The organism is Bacillus sp. FSL L8-0199 (assembly GCF_038005705.1).
Lineage (GTDB): Bacteria > Bacillota > Bacilli > Bacillales > Bacillaceae_G > Bacillus_A > Bacillus_A cereus.
In genome coordinates this window covers 691,777-717,500 of record NZ_JBBOTS010000001.1, presented here as the reverse complement: position 1 = coordinate 717,500, position 25,724 = coordinate 691,777, and the positions used below count along the sequence as shown (strand labels likewise).

The window sequence follows — 25,724 nt, the reverse complement described above, 5'->3', positions numbered from 1 at the left end:
AGTCTGGGCCGTGTCTCAGTCCCAGTGTGGCCGATCACCCTCTCAGGTCGGCTACGCATCGTTGCCTTGGTGAGCCGTTACCTCACCAACTAGCTAATGCGACGCGGGTCCATCCATAAGTGACAGCCGAAGCCGCCTTTCAATTTCGAACCATGCAGTTCAAAATGTTATCCGGTATTAGCCCCGGTTTCCCGGAGTTATCCCAGTCTTATGGGCAGGTTACCCACGTGTTACTCACCCGTCCGCCGCTAACTTCATAAGAGCAAGCTCTTAATCCATTCGCTCGACTTGCATGTATTAGGCACGCCGCCAGCGTTCATCCTGAGCCAGGATCAAACTCTCCAATAAAGTTAGTTTGTCTAGCATCTAAAATAAAAATTGACGTTTCACGTTGTTTGTTTCGTTCAGTTTTCAAAGAACTTGTCCACCGCTTCAGAAGCGACTTCATCATATTAACATCTTCATTTTTCGATGTCAACTAAGTTTTAAAATTTCTTTTTTGTCGTTTTCTGCGTTTCCGCATCAGCGACGTTTATTAATATACCATCATGATTTTCAAATAACAAGTGTTTTTATAAAAAACATAAAAAAAATTATCTACCCTAATTTCTTCTATAGAAATAACTATTATCCTTACTACTGAAAATAGTTATTTTAATTGTATGCTAATACACTCCGTTCAACCAAATTGTATTTCACAATGCCTTCCCAAATTTTCATTCTCTTCTATATTAAAGTTTATAATAATTATCCTTCTATAAAATAACCATACAAATTAGCCGTAAGAAAAAATCCCATCTACATTAAACAACCACTCGCGCGCATTATCCCCTTCCTTCTCATTCAAAATTTATCTCCCTACAAATTAACAACATTCCAACCCTAATATAAACTTAAGGATATTGTTAGAATTTTTTTACATTTAATTGATGAAAAATATCCATTTTTTGTTATATAGTAAGAAAGGACGCACTCAACTATAAATAAACCAATGGAGGAATTATTTTATGGATAGGTTAACAAAGTTTTCATTAAAAAACCGAGCTGCCATTATCATCATGATTTTTCTCATTTCCATACTCGGTGTTTATTCCGGCTCTAAATTACCTATGGAATTTTTACCAAGTATCGACAATCCAGCAATTACCGTCACAACCTTATCTCAAGGACTCGACGCTGAAACGATGACAAAAGATGTAACTGATCCTCTCGAAAAACAATTTCGCAATTTAGAGCACGTCGACACCATTACTTCTTCTACATACGAGGGATTATCACGTATCGACATTGCGTATACATCAAAAGCAAACATGAAAGATGCAGCACGCGAAGTCGAAAAAGCCGTCAATACAATTAAATTACCTAAAGATGTAACCAAGCCCGTAGTTAGTCAATTAAACACTTCTATGATTCCACTCGCTCAAATTACTATCCAGAAACAAAACGGTTTTTCAAAAGCAGATGAAAAACAAATTGAAAAAGAAATCGTACCACAACTCGAAAACATTGATGGTGTTGCCAACGTTATGTTTTTCGGAAAATCCACCTCTGAATTATCTATCGTACTTGATCCGAACCAATTAAAAAACAAAAACGTAACATCACAGCAGATATTAACTGTTTTACAAGGAAAAGAAACTTCTACTCCAGCTGGGGCAATTACTGTTAATCAGGAAGAATACAACCTCCGCGTCATTGGGGACATAAAAAATGTAAATGACATTAAAAACATCACTGTGGCACCCCAAGTGAAATTGCAAGACATTGCTCAAATTGAAATTAAACAACACTACGATACAATCTCACATATAAACGGAGAAGAAGGCACAGGATTAATCATCATGAAAGAGCCAAGTAAAAATGCAGTTGCCATTGGAAAAGAGATTGATAAAAAAGTTAAAGAGATAGATAAGGAATATAAAAATCAATTTTCTATTAAACTTTTGGCTTCAACCCATGAACAAGTTGAAAATGCTGTTACTAGCATGGGAAAAGAAGTAATACTTGGAGCAATCGCTGCAACTCTAATTATCTTAATCTTTTTACGTAACTTCCGAACAACACTCATCGCTGTTGTCAGTATTCCATTATCTATTTTATTAACACTCTTTTTACTACATCAATCTAACATTACGCTTAACATTTTAACCCTCGGTGGTTTAGCTGTTGCGGTTGGACGTCTCGTCGATGATAGTATCGTTGTCATCGAGAATATTTTCCGCCGTTTACAAAAAGATTCTTTCTCTAAAGATATCATTCTCGATGCAACGAAAGAAGTCGCAGTCGCAATTACTTCTTCTACTTTAACAACGGTCGCTGTTTTTTTACCTATCGGCCTCGTATCAGGAGCAATCGGAAAATTAATGTTACCTATGGTATTAGCAGTTGTATATTCTATACTATCATCCTTAATCGTTGCACTAACAGTTGTTCCACTTATGGCTTTTTTACTACTCAAAAAAACAAAGCATCGAAAGCCAAGTTCTTCATCACGATATGTCGCTACATTAAAGTGGGCTCTTTCTCATAAATTCATTATTCTACTTACTTCATTTTTATTATTTGCAGGATCAATTGCGGCCTATATATTACTACCGAAAGCAAACATAAAATCTGAAGACGACACAATGTTATCTATTAACATGACATTTCCAGCCGATTATAATGCTGAATCTCAAAAACAAAAAGCATTTGATTTTGAAAAGAAATTACTTTCTAATTCAGATATAACAGACGTTATTTTACGAATGGGATCTAGCGCAGAAGATGCACAATGGGGGCAAACAACTAAAAATAACCTTGCCAGTATATTCGTAGTCTTTAAAAAAGGTTCTGATATTGATCAATATATTAAAGAGTTAAAAAAGGAAAATAAAACTTTTGAGCCTGCTGAACTTGATTATATAAAAACAAGTTATTCAAGTTCTGGCGGCGGCAATAACTTACAATTTAACGTAACAGCTACTAACGAAGCGGATTTAAAAGAGGCGGCTACTATCGTTGAAACAAAACTAAAAAGCATGGATGATCTTTCTAAAGTAAAAACAAATTTAGAAGACTCTAAGAAAGAATGGCAAATTCATATTGATCAAACAAAGGCTGAACAACTAGGTTTAACACCAGAAATAGCTGCGCAACAAGTAGCATTCCTTATGAAGAAATCACCTATTGGCGAAATTACAATTAATAATGAAAAAACTACTATTATGATAGAACACAAAAAAGAAAACATTAATAAACAAGAAGATATTTTAAATACAAACATACTATCACCTATTAATGGCCCAATACCTTTAAAAGACATCGCAACTATTTCAGAAAAACAAACGCAAACAGAAATTTTCCATAAAGACGGAAAAGAAACAATCCAAATTACAGCCGAAGCTTCAAATGAAGATTTGAGTAAAGTAAACACAGCAGTAAATAAAGCGATAACTGACTTAGATTTACCTAGTGGTGCAAAAGTCAATATCGCAGGAGCTACTGAATCTATGCAAGAGAATTTTACAGATTTATTCAAAATTATGGGGATTGCAATAGGGATTGTATATTTAATTATGGTTATCACCTTCGGGCAAGCACGTGCTCCTTTTGCAATCCTATTCTCCTTACCGTTAGCTGCTGTCGGTGGTATTTTAGGCTTAATCGTTTCACGAACACCTGTTGATGTAAATTCCTTAATCGGCGCATTAATGTTAATCGGGATTGTTGTTACAAACGCTATTGTATTAATAGAAAGAGTCCAACAAAATCGGGAACACGGAATGGAAACAAGAGAAGCCTTACTTGAAGCAGGTTCTACTAGACTACGCCCAATTATTATGACAGCTATTACAACAATCGTTGCTATGCTCCCACTTCTATTTGGCCAATCCCAAGCAGGGAGTATGGTATCAAAAAGTTTAGCCGTCGTTGTCATCGGTGGTTTGGCAGTCTCAACTCTTCTTACATTAGTAGTTGTTCCAGTTATGTATGAACTATTAGATAAAATCGGGAGAAAAAGACGCTCCCGTAGAAAAATAAGCACTTCTACAGAAACACCTGACATTTAAAAGAAAAGGGTTATCTTCACGAATAAAGATAACCCTTTTTCTCTACCTACTCATATAATCCATCATTTTTTCCGCATACCGTTCTAGAGATTCACTAGAATCCACAATCTAAATTACATCTGTTCGTCTATATAATTAATCACAAATCCAACAATCGTTACGCCCTTTCCTTCTATAATTAAAATACAAAAGAACCCCCTATTTATAAGTAGAGAGTTCTTCTTTATAATTTATGCCGCTTTTACCTTTTTCGTCGTTTTACTTTTTCTTTTCGTTCCTGTAAAGCGCTTGTGTAATATAGATGCTATCAAGCGTGAAATAACATTGAATAGTAATACCATAATAATTAATACAGCTGCAGATTTTGTCGCAATTAACTTCGCATCCGGGATAATTCCTTCAGAATTTAACTTCCAAATGTGAACCGCTAACGTTTCAGCTGGTCTAAATGGATTTAAAGGATGAGCAGGACTTGAGAAGTCCGCTGCTGAATTTAAAATCGGAGATGTTAAACCCGCTGTATAAATTAATGCCGCTGCTTCACCAAATATACGACCCGCAGCTAAAATAACACCTGTAATGATTTGTGGTAATGACGACGGAATAATAATACGAGTGATCGTTTGCCACTTCGTTGCACCTAGCCCAAGACTTGCCTCTTTCACATTAGAAGGAACTTCTGAAATCGCATTTTCACAAACACGCGTTAAGCCCGGTAAGTTTAAAATAGTTAAAGCAAGGGCACCACCCATTACTGTATATCCCCAACCAGTCATTGTAACGAACACTAACAAACCGAATAAACCAACAACAATAGAAGGTAAAGATGCCATTGTCTCGATACATAAACGAACAAAGTTTAAAAAACGTCCTTGCTTTGCATACTCTGCTAAATATATTCCAGCACCTAATCCAAGAGGAATAGATATAATAAGCGTTATAACAAGCATATAGAAGGAATTGAATAACTGCGGACCAATCCCACCACCAGCTCTTGTATTACTTGGTTCTCCAAACAAGAAATTAGGATCCCAAAAACCCCATCCCTTTTGTAAAATCTCAAACACTAAGAACACTAGCAAAGCTACAACTAAAGCTGCAATCGTATAAAAGATACCTGTCCAAACTTTATTTACCGTTCTTGCATTCATTATTATCGCTCACCTCTTTGCCCAATCGCTCGAATTACTAAAATAAACAGGAATGAAATAACAAGTAAAATCATTGCTAAAGTCCATAGCGCATTGTTCCAAGCAGTTCCGTTTAATGTATTTGTCATGTCCATTGTTAAAATACCAGTTAACGTCGCTGTCGGACTGTATATTCCTTCTGGTAATTTAATCGTATTCCCGATTACCATTTGAACCGCTAGCGCTTCACCAAAAGCACGCGCTAAACCTAAAACAACACCTGTTAAAATCCCTTTCTTCGCAGCAGGAACAATTACTCGGCTAATCGCTTGCCATTTCGTTGATCCTAGACCATAAGAAGCTTCTAAATAATCAAATGGAACAGAACGTATTGCATCAGAAGCGATACTAGCAATAGTTGGCAAAATCATAATACTTAATACAACAATACCCGCAATTAAACTAAAGCCTACTCCCCCAAACGAATCACGTAATAGTGGCACTAAAATCGTAACCCCTAATAATCCGTATACAACCGAAGGAATACCAACTAATAATTCTAAAACAGGCTTCAATACTTTATTTCCAAACTTTGGCGAAATTAAATTCATGAATATAGCAAGAGCTATAGCAATTGGTGCACTAATAATGACCGCACCTAACGAAACCACCGTTGAACCTACAATGAAAATTAAAGCCCCGAAGGATCCTTGATCAGCATTTGGATTCCATTTTGTCGATGTTAACATCTCAGTAAATGAGATACCACTTTGTGTAAAAGATTGAATACCTTTACCACAAATAAACGCAATAATAGCTAATGTAATTAAAACAATAAAAATACCACAAAACGTAACAAGTGATCTTCCTATATATTCACTTTTTACGTAATTAATTTGTTTTTTCCCCTTCATCACAGGACAGACCCCACTTCATAAATTGAAATGAACAGGACTGGCCTTGCAGCCAGCCCCATAAATTTTATTACTTATTTAATTTAGACATTGGAATATAACCCATATCTTCTACTTGCTTTTCAAAATCTTTACCTTTTACATAGTCAATGTAAGCTTTTGTTGCTTCTTTTGCCTCACCTTTCGTTACCATGTACTCGTAAGACCAAAATGGATATTTACCAGACGCAATGTTTTCAACTTTTGGTTCAGCACCATCAATTTTTACTGTTTGTAGCGCACCTTTTTTCTCGCCAACCATGTAAGACATCGCTAAATAACTTACTGAACCTGGAGTAGAGTTAATCGCTTGTTCTACTGCACCGTTAGAATCTTGTGTAGTACCAGTTCCATCATTGATTTTCGCGTCTTTCATAATTGTTTTTTCAAATGTAGCACGTGTACCAGAAGAAGCTGGACGATTAATCACGTTGATTTTTTCATCTTTCCCGCCTACTTCTTTCCAGTTTGTTACTTTTCCAGTGAAGATATCTTGTACTTGTTGTACTGTTAAGTTATCAACTTTTACATCTTTATTTACGACAAGTGCGAATGCAATACCCGCTACCTTGTTATCTACTAATTCTTTCGCCTTATTAGCATCTTTTATTTTATCTGCAGATGGAACATCTGAGTTACCAATTTGGACTGCACCAGAAGCTACTTGGTTAATTCCAGTTCCACTACCGCCACCTTGCACTTGAATAGAAACGTTTGAATTTTTCTCCATAAATTTCTTTCCAGCTTCCTCTGCAAGAGGTTGAAGTGCTGTAGAGCCTGCAGCTGCTATCGTACCTGACAATTCTTGTTTTGCATTATCGTTTCCTTTAGCATCTTTACCTGATGTCTCTTCTGCTTTTCCACATCCCACTAATGAACCCGCTACCACTAAAGCTGCTAAAGAAAATTTAATACCCTTTTTCATAACCATGTCTTGTACCCCCATTTGGATTATCACTTTTCACATTTGTCTACTTCTTTCGAACACAAATTCATTGTAGGACAATAATATTATGTAAGTGTTAAGCAATTTTTAATTTTAAGTAAATGACGATAATAATCCTTAAAAACTAGGAATCCCAACATTTATAGTTAAAGAACCCAACAAAATCCACACTATTTAAGCTGTAATGTAAATTTATTCTTAACAATGTAAATCCAATGTAAATGTTTTTCTCTCTTTTTCCCTTTTAATTAAAGTTATATTTACAATTCCGCTGTATTTTGTAACTTTTACACGCCTAATTTATGCACATAAAAAAGAATTTCAGTAATATTTTTTAGTACAACTAAATAAATTGGAACAATTCTAAAATTAAATGAATATTTTTAAAGTACCAATTGACAGCATCATCCAATGTAGTCTACTATATTACTAACAAAAAGTTTACCTAAGGAAACTTTTTAAACTCAAACTAAAAATATAGAGATGAGGTAACTTTTATGGTATCGGCTAATATAAAACCACTTTCCGAATTTAAAATAGGAGAGTTTGTACAAATTGAGAAGATACAATTAGAAGGAACTATGAAACGACGCTTATTAGATTTGGGATTTATCCCGGGGGCGACGATTAAAGTATTGCAACGCAGTCCACTTGGAGATCCGGTCGCTTATCAAGTGAGCAACACAACTATTGCACTGCGTAAAGAAGAAAGCTCCCTTATTTTCGGGGTATTAATAGGAGATGATTTCAGATGAGCAAACATCGTATCGCTTTAGCTGGTAACCCGAATACAGGGAAAAGTACATTATTTAATACTTTAACAGGCTTAAAACAACATACTGGAAACTGGACGGGAAAAACTGTTTTAAAAGCTGAAGGAGAATATGAACATAACGGAAGTAATTATACATTAATAGATTTACCTGGAACTTACTCACTATACTCAAATTCCGCAGACGAAGAAGTAGCAAGGGATTATATTATATTTGAAAAACCAGAAGTAACTGTAGTTGTTATAGACGCAACTGCTATGGAAAGAAATTTAAATTTAGCACTCCAGGTGATGGAGATGACAAATAATGTAGTCATTTGCATTAACTTAATTGATGAAGCCGAGAAAAAAGGGATTGTTATCGATGAAAAGAAATTAGCAAAATCACTTGGTGTGCCTGTCGTTAAAATTTCAGCACGTAACCGAGTAGGTATTGGTCATTTGCTAAATGTTATTGCAAAAGTAGCAAATAAAAAACTAATTCCAACACCAATTAAAATTACTTACAGCGAAAAAATCGAAAATATGATTCAGGAATTAGAGCCACAAATTTATAAAGTATTCGGTGATACGTATCCAGCACGTTGGATTACGTTACGTATATTAGATGGAGATAAAAATTTCTTAACTACACTTCAAAAACACCATAATGAACCACTTGTAAGGGAGGTCGTAATTAATGGAATCTCACTCAGCCAGTAAAGCTCTTCCATTAGACTATATTATTCAACATGCACAAACACTTTCAAAAGAAGATATACGAGATGATATAGTCGGAGATATTTACCGAACATCCGCAAGCATATGTAAAGAATCCATCCAATATACAAATACTGATAAATTATATCGTTCCGAAAAACTAGATAAAATTTTCACATCTCCAATCTGGGGATTCCCAATTATGCTCGGTATTTTATCTATTATTTTTTATCTTACAATTGCAGGCGCTAACGTACCATCTGATATGATTGCCGAATTCTTCGGATGGGCCGAAGGATATTTAACATCTTGGTTCCAAGCAGCGCATGCACCTGAATGGTTACATGGCATTTTAATACTTGGTTTGTTCCGTGGTATCGGTGCTGTTATTAGCGTTATGTTACCACCTATGGCAATCTTTTTCCCTATGTTCGCGCTATTAGAAAACTACGGATACTTACCACGTGTCGCGTTTAATATGGACCGCTTATTCAAACGATCCGGCGCACACGGGAAACAATCTTTAACAATGGCAATGGGATTTGGTTGTAATGCAGCAGCCATTATGTCAACACGTATCATTGAATCACCACGTGAACGTATGCTAGCAATTTTAACGAACAACTTCGTTCCTTGTAACGGTCGCTGGCCTATGTTAATTTTAATGGCTTCACTATTTATGGCTGCTGGTTATACAGGCAGTATGCAAACATTGGTTACTGCTGGTGTTGTAGTTGGAATGGTTGTAATTGGTGTTATTATGACATTAACTGTTTCTTGGGTACTATCAAAAACAGCCTTAAAAGGGGTTCCAACTCACTACACACTTGAGTTACCTCCGTACCGCAAGCCAAAAGTTTGGAATACAATTGTTCGCGCAACACTCGATAAATCAATCTATGTTTTAAAACGAGCTATAGTTGTTGCTGCCCCTGCGGCTGCATTAACTTGGTTACTTGCTAACATTTTTATCGGTGACACAAGCTTACTTATGTATTTTGTAAACTTCCTAGATCCATTTGCTAAAATGTTAGGACTTGACGGGTTTATTCTAGCTGCATTCATTCTTGGACTACCCGCTAATGAAATTGTAATCCCAATTTTATTAATGTCTTACTTATCAACTGGGGCTTTAACTGAAATAGATGATTTTAATCAAATTAAAAATCTATTCCTAGAAAATGGTTGGACTTGGTTAACAGCGTTAAACACAATGTTGTTCTCACTTCTTCATTTCCCGTGCGGAACAACACTTGTTAATATATACAAAGAAACAAAAAGTGCAAAATGGACATTCTTATCGTTTGCAATCCCTACCGTTATCGCCATTGTTGTTACATTCCTCTCTACACAATTGGTACATTGGTTAGGGCTTGTATAAAGCAAAGCATACATAGAAGGTATCCCCCTTCACATATGCTTTGCACGAAAGAAACCTGAAATTATTCAGGTTTCTTTTTTTGCACATCAGTATTCCACGGCTGTGCTCCATACGTTGTGAGTTTTTTATGAATAAAATATATAGTTCCTGGAAGAACTGCCATTAATATCGTGCAACTAATTCCTAATCCAGTAAACAACTTTCATCACCTTATTTCACTCTTTTCGGTAAAGCTGAACCTGAATGTTCAATTGTTGGATGAACATGAACAGTAATTTCAGCATTACTAAAGTAATTTTCGCCTTGATCCCAATTCTTACTTACCTTTTTCCACTCTTTATAATTATGTCGCTTATACACTTCCCCTAACTCTAGTACATCTACCTTATATTTTTTTTGAACAAGTTTAATTGATTTTTGAATACGCTTCTCCATTTCTTCCGATATATCCTTCTCTAAACGCTTTTCATTCAAAACCTTTTTATGATCACTAAAATGCAACTCAGCCAATGTGCCTTCCAGAGATAAATGAATATCAAACTTTGGTTTTGTAGCATTCGTTGTGGATACTTTAATTTTTCGACGTAACTTATGAATTTCATATGTAATAAGTTGATTCTTTTTACGGATGGTAAAAAAACCTCCAATTTTTTTACCTATTATATAATTCATCCCTACTGTTTCTTCCCCACTCAAATTGCCTACACACTTATTATCCTTTCCCCGAAACAATGCTGCACCGTTCATTTGTACTCCTTGTTTTGTTAGTTCCAGAATAGGTAATACAAAACTTCGGTTAGAGATCATCTTTTCCTGCACCTCACCAATTCTTGCAGCCTCAATCATTTGGGCATTTTTCGGAGGGTGTTCAGCTAACATATCAATATACTGCGCCGGTAAATTTTCAGGCTTGGCACTTTGTTTTAAAATAGCTTCGGCATTTTTATTAGAAACGAACAAACGAATATTTCTTCTCATCTCATGATCGCGAATATATACATCTAACGTATTTTGTAAAATGTATGGATGTGAAAGTAATTCTTCAGAGAAAATAATCACCTGTATATGAGGGAAAAATAATGTACGACTAATTTTTTTGGCGATTATTCTTATTTGTTCAAATACACTATCTGCTTTTGCACTAACATTAATATAATTTTCGCTATCCCCACCCCCTTGTCCACCCTGTTGAGACAATTTACTGGGGAGTACCATCTGATAGGTCCCTTTCATAATTGGATTCGCTTTCTTCTCCTTCACAATATCGTAAGCCGCTCCTACTACAAATCCTCTTTCTTCTATCTCTTCTAACTCAGAACACCCACTCATAAATCCAGTTAAAGCCATAACCATTATAATTTTAAGAAGGTGTTTCATTTCCACCATTCCTTCTTTTTATTTTATATACAATTAAAACGAGCAAAGGTGCTAACACAACACACCCCATATCTATCCAAGCTAAATAAGTCCCATAACTTGATAAAGTATTTAAACTACTAGGTATCATATTCACCATAAAAATAATAGGGGCACTTATGAAAATAAAAATTTGTTTCTTCACTTTCGGAAACATAGCACAAAACAATAAAGATGCGACGTCATAATACATTGCTGTAGTGTTATAAATAGTAATAATCCAAGTCGTAAAAAAAATCGCATCAAACCTTTCTAAAAATCCTCCACCAATTTCAATTTCTTTCCCTAATTCAATTGTTGGATATGTCAATCCACGTGTTGTCATATAAGTAAAAACACTAATACAAGTTACATAAATTAAAATGTATGACAGCACGTTTACCATCACCGCTTTCGCGACTGCCATTGGCGCTTTTTTCGCTGTCTTATTATTCAGCAAAACTGCATAAAATAACGCTACTTCAAATCCAATAAACGTAAAAATAGAATTTTTAACTCCAACAGCATATTGACTTACTTTCGTTTGAAAAGCTGGTAGTAAATTATTTATTTCCATTAAATTTATATTCAATAAAGAAAGAAGTACTATCGCAATTAAAACAATAGGCAAGAATAAAACATTTAACCTTAATAAGGCTGCTCTTGATCCTGCTATTCCATAAATAACAACTAATAAGAAGAAAAAAGACAGTAGTTGTATTGGTGTATCACTAAATAAATACGTTTGAGAAATAACTGAAATCATTCGCGATTCATACGCTGTCAAAGCAGCAAAAGTTAATACTAAAATACTACTAATTGTGTATGCAACAGGCTTCGTCAAATGCGCACTCGTATATTGAACAAAATTTTGTTTTGGAAATAAGATAGCCACTCTCGTCACAAACCAGCCTAAAACTGCGCAAATCAGTCCACCCAAAAGCAAGATAATCCAACCGTCCGAAAATAAAGTTTGGTTAGCGATATCTCTTGGCATAGACAATGCCCCTATACCAATAATGGTCGATGATACCGCAAACCCAATTTCCCGAGATCCAATCTCTTCATCGCCATACTCAAATGGTTTCACTTATTTTCGCTCCTTTGGACGTATTGTAGAGTCTTTTGTTTGTAAGTACTCTGGTCTATCTTTCAACATCGATTTTGGCATGCGAATAAATTCTTCTTTCCAATCTTTATAAAATGCAGGAGCAATGGGAGTTGTATACGGTATACCAACACTTGTTAAATTTGTAATATGAATAGCAAGTGCGATCAGAGCTAGAATAATCCCATACAGTCCAAAAGCCGTTGCAGCTAATACAAAGACGAAAAGTAAAATTCGGAACGTAATCGTAATACTATATACAGGAAGCGAAAACGTAGCAATCGCAGTAACTGCAATAATAATAACTAAAAACGGATTTACAATCCCTGCATTTACCGCAGCTTCTCCAATTACAAGACCTCCTACAATCCCTATCGTTTGCCCCATCGGTTTCGGCAATCGGATTCCAGCTTCTCGTATTAATTCCATAGTCAAGGCCATCATTAATGTTTCAATATATGCAGGAAACGGAACACCTTCCCTCGCACCTGCAATTGAATAAGCCAATTTAGAAGGAATAAGTCCTTGATGATAAGATACAAGTGCTACATACATAGCTGGTAACAAAACCGCAATTATGCCTGAACCCATACGTAAAAACCTTAATAACGTTCCAATCACCCAGCGCTCATAATGATCTTCTACAGATTGAAAAATATCAACAAACACAAGTGGTGCAATAAGAGCAAACGGGGATCCGTCTACTAAAATGGCCGCCTTCCCTTTCGCTAATGAGGCTATAATATTATCAGGCCTCTCTGTATTCAAAAACTGTGGAAATGGGGATAAATTATTATCCTGAATTAATTGTTCAATCGTACCTGTTTCCAAAACGACATCTGTCACTATTGATTGAAGACGGCGATCTAACTCTTTTACAATGTGAGGATTAATAATATCTTCTATATATACTAGGGTTACTTCTTTCTGCGATCGCTTCCCCATAATATAAGATTGGAACCTCAACTTTGGATCGCGTAAGCTGCGTCGGATTAACATTTTATTCACATTAATATCTTCATTTAATCCAACTCTCGGTCCGCGTATTAAATCTTCTGTCACTGGTGGTTCTAAACTTCGCTTCTCCCAAGCCCTACTATTAATAATGATAGCAGTTTGAATATTATCAATTAATATAACTGTATCTCCCGCTAAAATCGCATTTATAATATCCGGAAATGTTGTCTTCTTACCCACTTCCGCAATAGAAATAAAACGATCCAATAACGTCTGAACGACAGCCGCTTCATTTTGCACTTCTTCATATTGAAGAGTACGAACTACATATTTATAAACATTATCCTTGTCTGTTAACCCACATAAAAACACAACCGCACAACGTGTAAAACTCCCAGCAAGAGCAACTTCTCTAATTGTTAAATCATTAGGTGAACCTAACTCATCCCTAATTTCTTTCATAACTTCAAATAAGTTACCTTCAAGCTCTAACAATTTCCCCACCTAACTTCCTTTTCAACAAGTTTTTAGTTAGATTCCGCTAATTGAAGAAAATATATACAAAAAAGAGCTATCTCTTTTCAAAGATAGCTCTAATAAAGTAAAACTTTAATCAACCCTCACCAATCGGGCTTTTACAGGCAGCAGGGCCCCCACCTAACTTCTTTGCTTCCGCTGAATTTTGAGGTGGGGGTCTTACTGCTTGTTAATGCGGGATAAACGAATTACTTTTCCACTATTATAGTGTTTTTCTTTATAAATACACCTTTTGTAAATCCACTGACTACAAACATCACAATTATATTAATTAACAATGCGACTATACCTACATTCAAATCTTTTATATACTGCGGGAAACTCGGAAACATCGTGGCTATAGTTGAACCAGATAAGGTAATATATGCGACCACTAATAGCCCAACTCCCATTCCTGCAATAGCTCCTTGCTTCGTAATAATTTGACGTGGAAACAAACTACATACAAGTGCAGGGAAAAGTTGTGTAACGATACTGTATCCCATTAATAGAAGCGCTCCTATCGTTTCTCCTCCTTTAAATGTAAATAAAACTGCCACGAGCGTTACTACAGGCACAAATAATTTTGCCATCTTAGCAACTTGTCTATCTGAAGCAGATGGAACTATCGTTCGATAAATATTTTTCGCTAACAGTGTAGAAGCCGCCATAACAAGCATCGAACCCGGAACCAATGCCGTTAATACTCCCGCACTACCAATAATTCCAATAAACCAAGGGTCAAACGTTTGAAGAGCAAGTCTGAACAATGAAAGGTCTACATCCGCTCCTTTTAATCCCGGAACCTGTAATATAGCAGCAAATCCTGCAAAAAATACGAAAAGTAAAACTAAAGAATACAATGGCATAATTGCTGCATTTTTACGAAATACTTTTTCATTTTTTGCAGAAAAAGCAGAAGCAAATGTATGAGGCCACATATAGAAACCGAGGGCCGTTAATATAATAGTAGAAACAAACCAAGAAATACTCATTCCTTCTTCAGGTAAAGATAAAAATCCCGGTTTCGCTGCCTCTACAGCCTCAAACATCGGCTGAAATCCTCCATAATAATGATACGGTAAATATATACCTAAAAACATAACGATAAACAGTATCATAATATCCTTCAAAGCGGCCGTCCAAGCCGAACCATGTATACCTGAAACCATTACATATATAGTTATAACAATAGCACCAATCCAAACCGCAACAACAGGTGACACCCTTCCGTAAGAAGCTTCTGAAACGATAATTCCCAGCCCTTTTAACTGTAAAACAAGATATGGGATGATGGAAACAACACCAACAATTGAAACAATAATCCCAAGCGCTTTACTTCTATATTTCTTCGCAAAAAAATCCGACTGTGAAACAAGGTTATGCTCTTTCGCATACTTCCAAATCGGTGGCAATAAAAAATACGATAAAAGATAAGCTAAAGCGCCATAGCCTAAAATATAAAAGGTAGGTGCTCCTTTACTATACGCCCAGCCACTTCCTCCCAAAAATGTAAACGTCGTATAAATTTCACCTGCCATAAGGAGAAAAACAAAAATAGTGCCAAACCCTCTTCCCCCAACTGACCATTGCTCTAAATTCATATCTTTTCCATGTTGTGCCCGAATCCCTAAAAATAGTGCGAGAAACAAAAATAAAATAATGATAAGTAATGCAGTCATTTTACATCCTCCTTATTAGCAGGATCAAACACGTACACAAGCCCCATACAAAAAGATGTAATAAACACTGATAATAATACCCAAAATAATAAAAATGGCATCCCTAATACGTAAGGAGTAACTGAATTCGCAAATATTGGCCCAACTACTAAACAAAGAACTGGGATAAGCGCTAGAATGTGTATTTTCTTCATCTCATTCTCCTTTACTTATAAAGTTCATAATGGCTGATACAAAGACTTCCACTCCAATCGGTAATGCATCTTCGTCAATCGTAAAACGAGGGTGATGGTGAGGATATATAATACCTTTCTCTTTATTTCCCGCTCCGATAAAAAAGAATGTCCCCGGTGCCTTTTGTAAAAACGCTGAAAAATCTTCTCCAGCCATCGTCGGCTGTAAACGAACAACTCTATCCCTTCCATAAAGTTGTAATGCCGTTTGTTCAATAAGCTCTGTAGCTTCATAGTCATTTACAACTGGTCGATACCCATATTCATATGAAAATGTATATTTCGCTCCGTAAGATTCCGTAATATGCTTCACAATCCGCTCAATCTTCTTCTCTGTTTCACCTCGTAATTCATGTCTTAAACTTCTCACTGTCCCTTCAATCTCGGCTTGCTCTGGTATTACATTATGAGTTGTCCCCGCATGAAATTGCGTAACAGATATTACGAGAGAATCTAATGGATTCGTGAGGCGAGATACAATTTGCTGAAGTTGCGAAACGACTTGTGTTCCAATTGCAATACTATCCACCGTTTCATGAGGGATTCCAGCATGTCCACCTTTTCCCTCTATCTTAATTTTAAAAACATCCGGTGCAGCCATTGCAGGACCATAAATAACACCTATTTTCCCAACCTCTAACGACGCCCAAAGGTGAGCACCAATAATATAATCCACACCTTCCATTACACCTGCAGCAACCATCTCCTCTGCACCACCAGGAAAATTCTCTTCAGCATGTTGGAATAGAAAACGAATCTCCCCTTTAATCTTCTCTCTTTCTTCTACTAACTTATATACAACCCCAAGTAATATCGCTATATGTCCATCATGACCACATGCATGCATTACACCTTTATATGTAGAAATAAAATCAAACTCATTTTCTTCATGAATAGGAAGAGCATCCATATCGGCGCGAATCGCAACTGTTTTGCCCGGATGTTTACCTACTAACTTTGCCATCACACTATATTTAGTCGGCCGTGACACTTCTAAACATGGAAATTTCCGAAGTATATCGAACACAAACTGCGATGTTTTTTCTTCTTGAAAAGATAACTCTGGATACTTATGAAAATGCCTTCTCCACTCAACTAACTGATTTTTTGACAAAACAAGTTCCTTTGCAACATCCATTTCTCTTCTCCCCTTCTTCACCAAGTTAAATGTTATTATAACGTGAATTGTTAACTTTTAAAAGAATCTTCTGAATTTTCAGTGATGATAAACTAAAAAGAAAAAGCCATCCAAAAGATGACTTTTTCATTATTATAAAATAGTAATTGCTTGTTTTCCCATTTGCTCCCAAGCTTTCTCAAATTCTGCTCGCGGAACAGCCAAACGTGGATTATTTTTAAGAGGATCATTTACATATACAAAGTTTTGATCATATCCAATTACTACTGCACTATGCTCATAATATGTAATTTTCACTTCGCCTGAACTCGTATTCCATGTTTCAAAACTACTTTCAGCTAGCGGCTTAAACGTCGTATTAATAATGACCCATACCGGAGAGCCTGAACTAATTACTTTATATATATCTTGCATGTCTCTACCTGTTAAATTAATTACTTTTTCAGGAACATATTTTTCTGCTAAATCAAAGATTGGTTTATTGTACACACCATATCCAGGCTCTGCCTTTGTATAAATATTTCCCACAAATCCCTCGTAAGGATTTCCACGCAAACCATTTTGTTCAAATGGAACACGATGAATTTCGCTAGCAAGTTGCATCTTATCTACTTGTACACCTTTATATTGCAGCAACATAGCTAAACTTGTCACTTCACATCCTCGAGGTAATTCTGGTAATTGTTTAATAAACGGAACATCTTCAATCATAGCTGCTTCTTTCATTTCAGATAGAAATTCTAGGCGTAGAACTTGCGCCTTTTGCATGATTTTATCTTTCCCTATAAAAAACGCAGCAGCAATTATAATCCCAAAAACAAAAAGATATTTTAACTTTTTCATTATAAACAAAACTCCATTAATTATTATTTTACAGATACAACTCTTATCATTGTACCCTTCTTCTTACTAGTTTGCTAGAAAGATCATGTGAATTATCGCTCATAGAATGAATTATAAAAATTCTAATTATTTTTAATAAAAAGAAAAATAAATATACATTTCCAGAATATTTTGCTAAAATCAAAATTGTTAACATAGTGAAGATATCACCATGTTAACAAACATTCTTAGAGTATTTAGTCATAGTTCGTTTTTTTACATACTCCATTCATTTCATAGCAAATAAACCGAGTGTGTGTTGCATCCCCCACTAATGATTAAAAACTCAGAATAAAACGAAGTTCACACATTCAAGAAAATACGGGGTGAGGGCATATGAATCAACAAATTGAACAAACAGATTTAAAACGAACAATGAAAAGTAGACACCTATTTATGATTGCACTCGGCGGTGTTATCGGAACCGGGCTATTTATGGGATCTGGTCAAATTGTCCATAATGCCGGACCTGGTGGTGCTATTCTTGCATTTTTAGTCGGTGGATTTGTTATGTATTTAACGATGTTATGTCTTGGTGAATTATCCGTTGCTATGCCAGAAGCAGGTTCATTCCAAAGTTATGCAAGCAAATTCATTTCACCTGGTTTTGGGTTTGTTGTTGGTTGGATGTATTGGTTAAATTGGGCTGTTACAGTTGGCGTGGAGTTAACAACTGTAAGTATTTTAATGAAACGCTGGTTTCCAGACGTTTCTTCCTGGATTTGGTGCGTTACATTTGCAGCAGCACTCTTCCTTGTAAACGCTTTATCAGCAAAAGCATATGCAGAAGCAGAGTTTTGGTTCGCAAGTGTAAAAGTCGCGACAATTGTTATTTTCATCGTGCTTGGTGGTGCTGTTATGTTCGGTCTACTAGACTTCAATGGAAAGCCAGCTCCAATGCTTCATAATTTCACTGAAAATGGTGGGCTATTTCCAAACGGTGCATTAGCTGTTCTTCTTACGATGATTACAGTAAATTACTCCTTCCAAGGAACAGAATTAATTGGAATCGCTTCAGGAGAAAGTGAAAATCCTGAAAAAACAATTCCAAAAGCAATAAAAAATACAATTTGGCGAACTCTCTTCTTCTTCGTCTTAGCGATATCAGTTGTTGTAGGTTTACTCCCATGGCAAGAGGCTAATCTAGTCGAAAGTCCCTTTGTACTTGTATTTGATGTAGCCGGTGTCCCATATGCAGCAGACATTATGAACTTTGTTATTATTACAGCTGTATTATCCGTTGCTAACTCTGGTCTATACGCAAATTCTCGTATGCTGTGGGCGATGGCAAAACAAGGAATGGCAAGTCCAGCATTTACGAAATTAACTAAAAAAGGTGTACCGCTAAATGCATTAATTTTCAGCCTAATTTTCGCTAGCCTGTCCTTACTAACAAGTGTATTTGCGGCAGATACTGTCTTTCTAGTTTTAACATCTATTGCAGCAATGGCTGCCGTTGTAGTTTGGATGTCAATCGCCGCTTCACAGTTTTTCTTCCGTAGAAATTTCGTGAAAAATGGTGGCGACATAAATGATTTAAAATATCGTACACCGCTCTATCCACTCGTTCCAATCGTAGCGTTCTCGCTCAATTTCATTACATTTGTTAGTTTGGCTTTCATTCCAGATCAAAGAATTGCTCTTTATTGCGGCATTCCATTTATGATTATTTGTTACATTTTATACCAAGTTAAATATAAAAAAATTGTCACACTTGAACAGCCACGAACTGTCACACAAGAAATAAACTAAATATACAAAATATTCAGCTATCTTTCTTATCATAAGATAGCTTTTTTCTATTTCTTGGATATCCTGGTATAACTTTATTTATCTTAAAATTTTCACAATCACGTTTTTCTCTGGAAAATAGTTTACAATGTAATCAAGTTACAAATGATATTCACCTTAAAAAGTGTGCATTTGTGTCTATTTTTTAACAATATATCAAAAACTATTGCCTTCTATAAATTAATAGGTTTATATTGTTTTATTGGCATAGTTTCAATCCAAGGAGAAAGGAGATTTTCAATCGTGCAACTAAAGAAAGCGTTTTGGAAGTTGGCTTCACTTCTTCCGTTATCATTACTTCTGTTCCTCGGTGGCTGTGATAAAAAACTCGCAGTATTAAATCCGCAAGGACCTGTTGCAAAAGCACAGTATGATTTAATTGTTTGGTCATTCTTGCTTATGTCATTAATTATCGCAATTGTATTCATTCTGTTTACAGTCATCTTGATTCGTTATCGTGAAAAACCAGAGAATATGGACTATGAGCCACCTGAACAACACGGTAACACATTACTAGAAATTATTTGGACGCTTGTTCCTGTTATTATCGTTATCGCATTATCGATTCCAACAGTAAAAGCAACTTATGCTTCGGAAGAGGTTCCGAAAGAGTCCGAACATATTAAACCAGTTGAAATTTATGTTACATCTGCAAACTGGAAATGGTTATTCAGTTACCCAGAGGAAAAAATTGAAACCGTTAACTATTTAAACATCCCAGCTGGTGTACCAATTCAATTCAAACTGACTTCTGTCGGCCCAATGAATGCTTTCTGGGTACCAGAACTTGGTGGTATGAAGTACACAATGGATGGCATGATTATGGATCTTTATTTACAAGCTGATAAGCCAGGTTCTTACCTAGGCCGTAGTGCGAACTTCTCTGGTGAAGGATTCACACACATGGAGTTCGAAGTTGAAGCAAAAACTAAAGAGAAATATGACAAGTGGGTTAAAGAAGTACAAGAAACTGCTCCTAAACTAACAGAAGCTAAGTACAACGAAATTGTTAAACCTGGTGTAGTTGGTCGTATGACATTCTCTAGTCACCACTTAAGTTATGTAGATCCAAAATCACTTGAATATTGTGATTACAACTACTACAAAAACAAAAAATAATAGCTATTATTCCAACAGATTGGAGTGAACACAGTGAAGCTTGATGAATTCTTTGTCACAGGTGACCCGATTATTTACGGTGCAGACGCTTCTATCGTTCTTGTGACATTAGCAATCATTTTCGTACTAACAAAGTATAAAAAATGGAAATGGCTTTGGGACGAATGGTTAACAACTGTTGACCATAAAAAAATCGGAGCTATGTATATTATTTCTGCGGTTATCATGTTATTCCGTGGTGGTATGGATGGTTTAATGATCCGTGCACAATTAACATTCCCAGAAACAACTTATTTAAACGCTGAACACTATAACGGGATTTTTACAACACATGGTACAGTAATGATTCTTTTCATGGCAATGCCATTCGTTATGGGATTAATGAACCTTGTAGTACCATTACAAATTGGTGCTCGTGACGTTGCATATCCGTTCTTAAATGCTTTAAGTTTCTGGTTATTCTTTGTCGGAGCAATGTTATTCAACATCGCTTTCGTAATCGGTGGTTCTCCAGACGCTGGGTGGACTTCTTACTTCCCAATGGCAGGTACAGAGTTTACTTCAGGCGTAGGAAATAACTACTACGCAATTGCATTACAGATTTCAGGTCTCGGTACGCTAATGACCGGTATTAACTTCCTTGTTACTATCTTAAAAATGCGTACACCTGGTATGACTTTAATGAGAATGCCAATGTTTACTTGGTCAATCTTAATTACAACAATTATCATTATTTTCGCTTTCCCAGTATTAACAGTTGCTCTTGCATTAATGACATTTGACCGTCTATTCGATGCTCACTTCTTTACGATGGCGAGCGGCGGTATGCCGATGTTATGGGCCAACCTGTTCTGGGTATGGGGTCACCCTGAAGTATATATCGTTATTTTACCGGCATTCGGTATTTTCTCTGAAATCATTAGTACATTCTCACGTAAGCGTCTATTCGGTTACAGTGCGATGGTATACTCAATGGTTGCAATTTCTTTACTAAGTTTCGTCGTATGGCTTCACCACTTCTTCACGATGGGTGCAGGTCCAGCGGTTAACTCATTCTTCTCGATTTCGACAATGGCGATTTCGATTCCAACCGGGGTTAAGATCTTTAACTGGTTGTTTACACTGTATAAAGGACGTATTCGTTTTACAGTTCCAATGCTTTGGTCATTGGCATTTATTCCAAACTTCGTAGTCGGTGGGGTTACAGGGGTTATGCTTGGAATGGCAGCAGCTGATTATCAATACCATAACAGCTACTTCCTAATCGCTCACTTCCACTACGTATTAATCGCAGGTACAGTATTCGCTATGCTTGCTGGATTCACATTCTGGTATCCAAAAATGACTGGTCATATGTTAAATGAACGCCTAGGTAAATGGACATTCTGGATCTTTATGAGCGGATTCAACATCTGTTTCTTCCCAATGTACTTCTTAGGTTTAGACGGTATGACTCGTCGTATGTACACTTACTCTGAAAGTCTTGGATGGGGATGGCTAAACCAAATCGCATCTGTTGGTGCGGTAATGATGGGTATCGGCTTCCTACTTCTTTGCTACAACGTAATTTGGAGTGCACGTCACGGTGAACGTGACACAACTGGAGATCCATGGGATGGTCGTACACTTGAATGGGCAACTCACTCTCCTGTACAACATTACAACTTCGCGAAGCTTCCTGAAATTAAAGAAGCTGATGCTTTCTGGTACATGAAAAAACGCGGAGAAATAGTTACACCAGCAGCAGAAGATATCAAACCAATTCACATGCCAAGTAACTCTGGTGTGCCTATTATTGCATCTGGATTCTTCGGTCTTGCAGGTTTCGCATTAGTATTTAGCTGGTTCTGGCTTGCAGCAATCGGTGGAGTTGGTATTTTAGCTTGCTTAATCTATCGTTCATTCGATTATGATGAAGGTTACTATATCAGTGTTGATGAAATTAAAAAAACAGAACATATAGCATGAGAGGTGAAATGACATGGCGGCTTTAGATAAAAGCTTACCTTTGGAATATCAATCCGAACAAAGCAGATTGAATATCCTAGGATTCTGGATTTTTCTTGGGGCTGAAATTATGCTGTTCGCAACACTTTTCGCCTCTTATCTAGTCCTTGCTGGTCGTACGGCAGATGGCCCAACACCAGCGCAACTGTTTGAACTTAAAACGCTTTTAATTCAAACATTACTACTTTTAACAAGTAGTTTCACATGTGGTATCGTAATTCACGAAATGCGTAAGCACAACCAAAAAGCGATGCTTGGATGGTTCGTCCTTACATTACTTTTAGGTGCAGGTTTCCTATTCTTCGAGATTGAAGAATTCATTATGTATATTGGTGAAGGTGCAACAATTCAAACAAGTGCCTTCTTATCTGGATTCTTCGTTCTTCTTGGAACGCATGGAGCCCACGTAACAGGCGGTATCATTTGGGCAATTTGTGTTATTATCCAAATTTTAAAACGAGGTTTAACACCAGTTACAGCTCGTAAAGTATTCATTATCAGCTTATACTGGCATTTCCTCGATCTTGTTTGGGTCTTTATTTACACACTAGTTTACTTGAACGGGATGGTGGCGTAAATGGGTCAAAATAACAACCAAGCAAACGGACATGCGCATAGCGGATTCCCTTGGTCACACGTTTTCGGATTTATTTTATCGCTTGCATTAACGTTCCTAGCGTTATACGTGGCACTTTACACAACATTGCCACTTTCAACAGTCCTAACAACTATTATCATAATGGCTGTTGCGCAAGCGTTGTTACAATTAATTATGTTCATGCATTTAAAAGAAGGAGAAGGAAGAGTTCAAATTCTTACAATGATATACAGTTTCTTCGTTGCAACTGCAACAGTTGGTTTAACTGTATGGATCTTCTTCTCAATGTAATGTACATGAAAAAGACTGCTGAGATTCCTCAGCAGTCTTTTTTTATCCCCCCTATTACATCCACATTACGGAATTAACAGCATAATCATGAAAAATATACTTATTATGACAAATGTTAAGAAAAGTCTTTCTTTATGAAATCGAATCCATATGCGTTGCTTTTCTACCTATTATATGGCTAAATAGGTACTATATTTATTTGAAGGGAGAGAACGCAATGGAACATCATACTTCTGTTCTATCACTTATGGTTGTCGTTGCAATCGCGTTTTTCGTTCCCCTTTTGTTACAACGCTTTAAATTAAAAGCACTTCCTGTGGTCGTTGCAGAAATTATTGCAGGAATCTTTGTAGGTAAAAGTGGGTTTAATATTATTGAGCCAGATATATGGCTTCAAGTTTTATCAACATTAGGATTTATCTTCCTTATGTTCTTAAGCGGTTTAGAAATTGATTTTTCTATCTTTAAACAAAAAGGGAAAAAGAATACGACAAACGAGCCAAATACATTTCAAGCAGCAAGCATTATCTTCTTATTTATTTTCATCTTGTCTTATGCCCTATCATTACTATTCGTATGGCTAGGATTCGTAGATAATGCAATGTTCATGACTTTAATTATTTCAACTATTTCTTTAGGTGTTGTTGTACCAACATTAAAAGAGAACAACCTAGGAAAAACTGCAATCGGACAAATCATTTTATTAGTTGCTGTTATTGCAGACTTAGTTACAATGATTTTACTCGCTGTTTTTGTCGGATTAAATTCCGAAAGCGGTCAGAGTATGTGGCTCTTACTTATTCTATTCGGTGCCGGTATTGTCATTTACTTTATTGCAAAACGCTTTAAAAACATTCCATACTTAGATAGTTTAAAAGCTGGTAGTGTACAAATTGATACACGAGCTGTTTTTGCACTCATTTTAATCTTAGTTGGGTTATCGGAATCTGTTGGAGCAGAAAATATTTTAGGCGCCTTCTTAGCAGGTGTACTTGTATCGTTATTATCACCAAATGAAGATATGGTGGAAAAACTTGATTCTATCGGCTATGGTTTCTTCATCCCTATTTTCTTCGTAATGGTTGGTGTAAATCTAGAGGTGTGGTCTATTTTCAAAGAACCTTCTAGCATGCTCATGATTCCAATCTTAATTGTAGGACTCTTTATTTCGAAACTCTTACCATCACTCGTCTTAAGAAAATGGTATCCACGTAATATCGTACTTGGAAGTGCAATCTTATTAACATCGACACTTTCTCTAGTTATTGCGGCTGCACAAATTGGTGAAAAACTGGAGATCATCAGTCCAAGTTTATCTGCCTCTCTTATTTTAAGCGCAGTTATTACTTGTATTTTTGCACCTATATTGTTTAAAAAAATGTTCCCAAAAGTAGAAACACCAAAACCAAAAGTAGCTATTATTGGCGCGAGCAGAATTACCCTTCCGTTATCACTAGATTTAAAACGAGAAGATTATGACGTAACGCTATATATGATGCGTCAAAACAAAATAAATGATGAAGAAGCGAAATCACATGACTTCCCTATCGTGAAATTAGATGACATCACAATCGCATCATTAACTGAACAAACAGCATTTGATGCAGATCGCGTCGTTGTTGCAACAAGCGATGATGAACAAAACTTATTATTGGCAGAACATGCAAAAGAGCTAGGTGTTGAACATGTTATTGCAAGTGTAGAAGATCCACTTCTACAAGAAAAAGCAACGCAAGAACATATCGCTGTATTCTCAACAATTAACTCTACACGTATTTTATTACGTGCACTTATTGATAAACCTAGTCTCGTTCGCTTAATTACAACAGCAAACGAAACAGTACGTGAAGTTGAACTGCGCAGCAATAAATATAACGGCGTTGCGCTTCGCCGCCTCCCGTTTTTAGGTGATGTACTTGTCATTCAAATCTACCGCGGTAACAAAGCATTAATACCACATGGTGATACAAGACTACAACACGGTGACACATTACTTGTAACAGGTTCAAAAGAACATATCGATACACTAAAAAACATATTAGAGTAAAAAAATGCCCCTCACATAATTGAGGGG

General features: G+C 36.3%; 21 protein-coding genes and 1 rRNA gene (1 of these 22 running past the window's edge). 10 read left to right on the top strand and 12 right to left on the bottom strand.

Features of this window, described 5'->3' with window-relative positions:
- A 16S ribosomal RNA gene (locus tag NST86_RS03615) occupies positions 1-348 on the bottom strand; it reaches 1,204 nt to the left of the window's first position.
- 659 nt (positions 349-1,007) lie between these two features.
- Between NST86_RS03615 and NST86_RS03610 the strand changes: the two genes are divergently transcribed.
- Complete coding sequence (locus NST86_RS03610; RefSeq protein ID WP_000375531.1) at positions 1,008-4,052, top strand: efflux RND transporter permease subunit; 3,045 nt, start codon at positions 1,008-1,010, stop codon at positions 4,050-4,052.
- A gap of 230 nt (positions 4,053-4,282) precedes the next feature.
- Here the strand turns inward: NST86_RS03610 and pstA are convergent, their stop codons facing one another.
- The 3 genes from pstA to NST86_RS03595 form a co-directional block, all read right to left on the bottom strand.
- Positions 4,283-5,203: a phosphate ABC transporter permease PstA gene (gene pstA, locus NST86_RS03605; RefSeq protein WP_086423280.1), complete on the bottom strand. Its 921-nt coding sequence runs from the start codon at positions 5,201-5,203 to the stop codon at positions 4,283-4,285.
- A gap of 2 nt (positions 5,204-5,205) precedes the next feature.
- Entirely contained in the window at positions 5,206-6,096 is an 891-nt protein-coding gene (gene pstC / locus NST86_RS03600; RefSeq protein WP_000676676.1) for a phosphate ABC transporter permease subunit PstC, read from the bottom strand.
- 70 nt (positions 6,097-6,166) lie between these two features.
- Positions 6,167-7,066 (bottom strand): phosphate ABC transporter substrate-binding protein PstS, encoded by a 900-nt coding sequence (locus NST86_RS03595; protein WP_000245116.1) that lies wholly within the window; start codon positions 7,064-7,066, stop codon positions 6,167-6,169.
- Between the two features lie 512 nt (positions 7,067-7,578).
- Between NST86_RS03595 and NST86_RS03590 the strand changes: the two genes are divergently transcribed.
- From NST86_RS03590 to NST86_RS03580, 3 genes are read left to right on the top strand one after another with little or no spacing between them, the layout of a single operon-like run.
- Entirely contained in the window at positions 7,579-7,836 is a 258-nt protein-coding gene (locus NST86_RS03590) for a FeoA family protein (RefSeq protein WP_000252982.1), read from the top strand.
- Positions 7,833-8,555, top strand: a complete 723-nt coding sequence (locus tag NST86_RS03585; RefSeq protein ID WP_000033866.1) for a FeoB small GTPase domain-containing protein — start codon at positions 7,833-7,835, stop codon at positions 8,553-8,555. The genes NST86_RS03590 and NST86_RS03585 overlap by 4 nt, the downstream gene beginning before the upstream one ends.
- Positions 8,533-9,933: a nucleoside recognition domain-containing protein gene (locus NST86_RS03580; RefSeq protein WP_000443591.1), complete on the top strand. Its 1,401-nt coding sequence runs from the start codon at positions 8,533-8,535 to the stop codon at positions 9,931-9,933. Before NST86_RS03585 ends, NST86_RS03580 begins: the two co-directional genes overlap by 23 nt.
- 61 nt (positions 9,934-9,994) lie before the next feature.
- Here NST86_RS03580 and NST86_RS03575 read toward each other — a convergent pair whose 3' ends face one another.
- The 8 genes from NST86_RS03575 to NST86_RS03540 form a co-directional block, all read right to left on the bottom strand.
- Positions 9,995-10,132, bottom strand: a complete 138-nt coding sequence (locus NST86_RS03575) for a hypothetical protein (RefSeq protein ID WP_000493997.1) — start codon at positions 10,130-10,132, stop codon at positions 9,995-9,997.
- A gap of 11 nt (positions 10,133-10,143) precedes the next feature.
- A complete protein-coding gene (gene gerLC / locus NST86_RS03570) occupies positions 10,144-11,310 on the bottom strand; it encodes a spore germination protein GerLC (protein WP_000681631.1) in 1,167 nt (388 codons plus the stop codon).
- Positions 11,294-12,418, bottom strand: a complete 1,125-nt coding sequence (gerLB, locus tag NST86_RS03565) for a spore germination protein GerLB (RefSeq protein WP_000802011.1) — start codon at positions 12,416-12,418, stop codon at positions 11,294-11,296. The genes gerLC and gerLB overlap by 17 nt, the downstream gene beginning before the upstream one ends.
- The gene (gerLA, locus tag NST86_RS03560; protein ID WP_001999095.1) at positions 12,419-13,897 is read right to left on the bottom strand and encodes a spore germination protein GerLA; all 1,479 of its coding nucleotides are present in this window, start codon (positions 13,895-13,897) and stop codon (positions 12,419-12,421) included. It abuts the gene before it with no gap.
- A gap of 221 nt (positions 13,898-14,118) precedes the next feature.
- Complete coding sequence (locus NST86_RS03555) at positions 14,119-15,591, bottom strand: sodium:solute symporter family protein (RefSeq protein ID WP_000125930.1); 1,473 nt, start codon at positions 15,589-15,591, stop codon at positions 14,119-14,121.
- Positions 15,588-15,785, bottom strand: a complete 198-nt coding sequence (locus NST86_RS03550) for a DUF3311 domain-containing protein (RefSeq protein ID WP_000719833.1) — start codon at positions 15,783-15,785, stop codon at positions 15,588-15,590. Before NST86_RS03550 ends, NST86_RS03555 begins: the two co-directional genes overlap by 4 nt.
- A gap of 1 nt (position 15,786) precedes the next feature.
- On the bottom strand, positions 15,787-16,962 hold the full coding sequence (locus NST86_RS03545; protein WP_000382124.1) for an amidohydrolase: 1,176 nt from the start codon (positions 16,960-16,962) through the stop codon (positions 15,787-15,789).
- A 132-nt stretch (positions 16,963-17,094) separates the two neighbouring features.
- Complete coding sequence (locus tag NST86_RS03540) at positions 17,095-17,805, bottom strand: C39 family peptidase (protein WP_000734482.1); 711 nt, start codon at positions 17,803-17,805, stop codon at positions 17,095-17,097.
- Positions 17,806-18,180: 375 nt separating this feature from the next.
- Here NST86_RS03540 and NST86_RS03535 point away from each other — a divergent pair, with 375 nt between their 5' ends.
- The 6 genes from NST86_RS03535 (at position 18,181) to NST86_RS03510 (ending at position 25,697) form a co-directional block, all read left to right on the top strand.
- Complete coding sequence (locus NST86_RS03535; RefSeq protein ID WP_001075749.1) at positions 18,181-19,596, top strand: amino acid permease; 1,416 nt, start codon at positions 18,181-18,183, stop codon at positions 19,594-19,596.
- A gap of 282 nt (positions 19,597-19,878) precedes the next feature.
- Positions 19,879-20,754: a cytochrome aa3 quinol oxidase subunit II gene (locus NST86_RS03530; RefSeq protein ID WP_001176162.1), complete on the top strand. Its 876-nt coding sequence runs from the start codon at positions 19,879-19,881 to the stop codon at positions 20,752-20,754.
- A 33-nt stretch (positions 20,755-20,787) separates the two neighbouring features.
- A complete protein-coding gene (qoxB, locus tag NST86_RS03525; RefSeq protein WP_140159031.1) occupies positions 20,788-22,722 on the top strand; it encodes a cytochrome aa3 quinol oxidase subunit I in 1,935 nt (644 codons plus the stop codon).
- A gap of 13 nt (positions 22,723-22,735) precedes the next feature.
- Entirely contained in the window at positions 22,736-23,338 is a 603-nt protein-coding gene (gene qoxC / locus NST86_RS03520; protein ID WP_000729317.1) for a cytochrome aa3 quinol oxidase subunit III, read from the top strand.
- Entirely contained in the window at positions 23,339-23,650 is a 312-nt protein-coding gene (gene qoxD, locus NST86_RS03515; RefSeq protein WP_000531386.1) for a cytochrome aa3 quinol oxidase subunit IV, read from the top strand.
- A gap of 217 nt (positions 23,651-23,867) precedes the next feature.
- The gene (locus tag NST86_RS03510) at positions 23,868-25,697 is read left to right on the top strand and encodes a monovalent cation:proton antiporter family protein (protein ID WP_000399960.1); all 1,830 of its coding nucleotides are present in this window, start codon (positions 23,868-23,870) and stop codon (positions 25,695-25,697) included.
- Positions 25,698-25,724 lie beyond the last annotated feature (27 nt).